This window comes from Streptococcus sp. HMSC071H03, assembly GCF_001813035.1.
Classification (GTDB): Bacteria; Bacillota; Bacilli; order Lactobacillales; family Streptococcaceae; genus Streptococcus; species Streptococcus anginosus.
Window position 1 is genome coordinate 1 of the sequence record NZ_KV811157.1, and the last position, 3283, is coordinate 3283.

3 protein-coding genes, 1 tRNA gene and 1 pseudogene are annotated in these 3283 nt (G+C 35.6%); all 5 read left to right on the forward strand.

Annotated elements, in window-relative coordinates; all coding sequences use genetic code 11:
- The first annotated feature begins 24 nt into the window (after window positions 1-24).
- Window positions 25-112: transfer RNA gene (locus tag HMPREF2887_RS03680), tRNA-Ser, on the forward strand.
- A gap of 84 nt (window positions 113-196) precedes the next feature.
- Window positions 197-1003, forward strand: coding sequence for a rod shape-determining protein MreC (mreC, locus tag HMPREF2887_RS03685; protein WP_021001139.1), 807 nt, complete (start codon window positions 197-199; stop codon window positions 1001-1003).
- A 1-nt stretch (window position 1004) separates the two neighbouring features.
- Complete coding sequence (gene mreD / locus HMPREF2887_RS03690; RefSeq protein WP_021001140.1) at window positions 1005-1505, forward strand: rod shape-determining protein MreD; 501 nt, start codon at window positions 1005-1007, stop codon at window positions 1503-1505.
- Window positions 1506-1614: 109 nt separating this feature from the next.
- Window positions 1615-2839 (forward strand): annotated as a pseudogene (gene pcsB, locus HMPREF2887_RS10640) (peptidoglycan hydrolase PcsB).
- Window positions 2840-2971: 132 nt separating this feature from the next.
- Window positions 2972-3283: ribose-phosphate diphosphokinase (prs, locus tag HMPREF2887_RS03700; RefSeq protein ID WP_148131484.1), on the forward strand; the 312-nt coding region annotated here is incomplete at its 3' end.

Sequence of the window (3283 nt, forward strand, 5' to 3'; positions counted from 1 at the left end):
CCACTCGTGCCCATAATAATTTTTGGAGAATTACTCAAGAGGCTGAAGAGGACGGTTTGCTAAATCGTTAGGTCGGGTAACTGGCGCGGGGGTTCGAATCCCCCATTCTCCGTATGTAAGGAGTGTAGCGGTAGCTATCTCCTTTTCTATTACCTGTTGAATCTGGCGTGTCTATTGTGGGAGTAGAGTGAATCGTATGAAAAAATCCAAATTTATTATTATGACTGCTATTTTGATAATCGTAACTTCTGTACTTTTAGTTACTACTCGTTCTTTAGGTGTGGTGAATGCAACTTCTAATGTTGTTTCTATTTTGGATAATATTATTTCAAAACCATTTAATTTTTTGGTGGATGTTAAATCAGATTTGACTGATTTATCACGGACATATAAAGAAAACAAGCAATTAAAAAAAGCTTTATTTAAAGCAGAAGAACAATCTGCTGATTCAGCTTCATTAAAAGATGAAAATGCTCAATTAAGACAGCTATTAGAAATGAAAAATCTTTATGAGTCAAAAAAAACGGTTTCATCTGATGTTATTACGCGTATGCCGGTTTCTTGGTTATCTGAATTAACTGTCAATGCTGGTCGTCAAAATGGAATTCGAAATACAATGCTAGCGGTGGCAAACGGTGGCTTGATTGGTAGTGTGAAAGATGTCGCTTCTCATTCTAGCCAAGTAAATCTTTTAACAAATAATAAAAATGTTGATAATATTTCAGTAAGAATTCAAACGGAGACAAGCACAATTTATGGTGTGATTGTTGGCTACAGTAAAGAAAGATCTGCTTTTATTATTAGTCAGTTAAATAGTTCGGATACCATTAAAAAAGGTGAGAAAGTTGTGACCAGTGGTTTAGGAACGTACAACATTCCTAATATTCCGGTTGGAACAGTCCTTTCTGTTACTGAAAAATCGGACCATTTAACAAAAGAGGTATTTATAAAACCGAGTGCAGATTTGTCAGATATTCGTGTGGTAACATTGGTAGGAAATTGATATGAAATTTTTTAAAAACTACGTTTTACCTTTTTTGGTTTTATTTGTTGTGATGTTAGTAGATGGCCATCTTTCAAATCTTTTAACTAATTTATTTCCAAATAATATCCACTTACTAAGTCATCTTTTGCTTATCTTTATTTTGTATATTTCGATAAATCTTTCAGAAAATACTAATTTTATCATGTTGCTGTTAATTGGTTTATTGTATGATGTGTATTATTTTCATATTATCGGCATTTCGACACTATTGTTGCCTTTAGTGGGGATTGTTATTAGTAAATATAATTCTGTTTTGATGTCTAATCGAGTTAGTCGTTTTTTAACAGTTGCTATTTTAGTATTTTTCTTTGAGGTGGCTACGTTCGCTTTGGCAAATGTTACCCATCTAGCTCAAATGTCTTTTGCAGATTTTGTCGTTTATACAATTGCTCCGACAATGGTCTCAAATTTACTATTCTTTTTGTTGCTTCAACCAATTTTGGAGAAGATATATTTATGATAAGATTTTATGATGAATTGGAAATAGAAATGTAATAAAGGCGTAACATACTCAGCGCCTTTTTTTGTTATACTTATAAATGTCTTATCGAATAGGAGTATAATTGTTTATGAAGAAAAAATTACTTACGTCAATCTTATTAAGTACAATGGTTTTTGCACAGGGAGCATCTCTTGTAAATGTACATGCAGATTCTACTGATGACAAATCGCTGCACAAGATAGTAAAATTAATAGTTTGAATGATCAACAAAAATCAGCTCAAGCTCAAGTAGATCAAATTCAAGCTCAAGTTTCATCTATTCAATCTCAACAAGAAAAATTGAAAGCTGAAAACGAAAAACTTCAAGCTGAATCAACAAAATTATCGGCTGAAATCGAAACGTTGTCTAAGAATATTGTAGCGCGTAATGAATCATTGGCTAATCAAGCACGTAGTGCTCAAACGGGCGGTACAGCTACAAGCTATATCAATACAATTGTAAATTCAAAATCGATTACAGAAGCTATTTCACGTGTTTCTGCTATGAGCGAAATTGTTTCAGCAAACAATAAAATGTTGGAACAACAAAAACAAGATAAAAAAGCTATTTCTGAAAAACAAGTAGCAAATAATGAAGCGATAAATACTGTTATCGCAAATCAACAAACACTTGCAAATGATGCAAAAACATTGTCTACTAAGCAAGCTGAACTAAAAGCAGCGCAGTTGAATCTTGCTGCGGAAAAAGCAACTGCTGAAGGTGAAAAGAACTCATTGTTGGCACAAAGGCAGCGGCACAAAAGGCAGCTGAAGAGGCAGCAGCACAAGAAGCAGCTTATAAAGCACAACAAGCGGCGCAAGAACAAGCTGTAGCTTCTTCTGCTAATACAAGTTTGGCAGCACAAGTACAAGCTGTAAACAACAATAGTGGTGCAGCAGCTACGCCAACTCAAACAAATGTGACGCAACAAGCAGCAACTACTACTACTAGAACTGTGAGCCGTCCTACATATAGTTCATCTGCTTCAACTTATCCAGTTGGTCAATGTACATGGGGAGCAAAAACATTAGCTCCGTGGGCTGGTGATTATTGGGGCAATGGGGCTCAATGGGCAGCAAGTGCGGCTGCAGCTGGTTTCCGTACAGGTTCAACACCTCAAGTAGGTGCAATCATTTCATGGAACGATGGTGGTTATGGACACGTTGCTGTTGTAACAGCTGTTCAATCAGCTACAAGTATTCAAGTATCTGAAGCAAATTATGCAGGTAATCAAGCTATTGGAAATTATCGTGGTTGGTTCAATCCAGCTGCTGCAGGACAAGGTTCATTTACTTACATCTATCCAAATTAATGAATATAAAGATAAAAAGCGCATCTTGCGTTTTTTATTTTTAATTGAAAAATTCACTAAAAAGGGTTACAATGTTAAGTGGAGAATTTTGTAACTGATTTACAAAGAAACGAATATATACTGGAGGAAATCATGTCGTTTTCTGATTTAAAGCTCTTTGCTCTTTCGTCTAACCAGGAACTGGCTAAACGTGTTGCTCAAGAGATTGGTATGGAGCTTGGAAAGTCAACCGTGCGTCAATTTTCTGATGGGGAGATTCAGGTAAATATCGAAGAATCTATCAGCGGAAAACATGTTTTTATCTTGCAGTCAACGAGCTCGCCCGTCAATGATAATTTGATGGAAATTTTAATCATGGTGGATGCTTTAAAGCGTGCAAGTGCTGAATCAATCAATGTTGTAATGCCTTATTATGGCTATGCTCGTCAAGACCGAAAGGCACGT

What these genes read in the sequence shown, in the direction of transcription:
- mreD (WP_021001140.1), top strand. Translation starts at nt 1,005, where the DNA reads ATGAAATTTTTTAAAAACTACGTTTTACCTTTTTTGGTTTTATTTGTT.
- mreC (WP_021001139.1), top strand. Translation starts at nt 197, where the DNA reads ATGAAAAAATCCAAATTTATTATTATGACTGCTATTTTGATAATCGTA.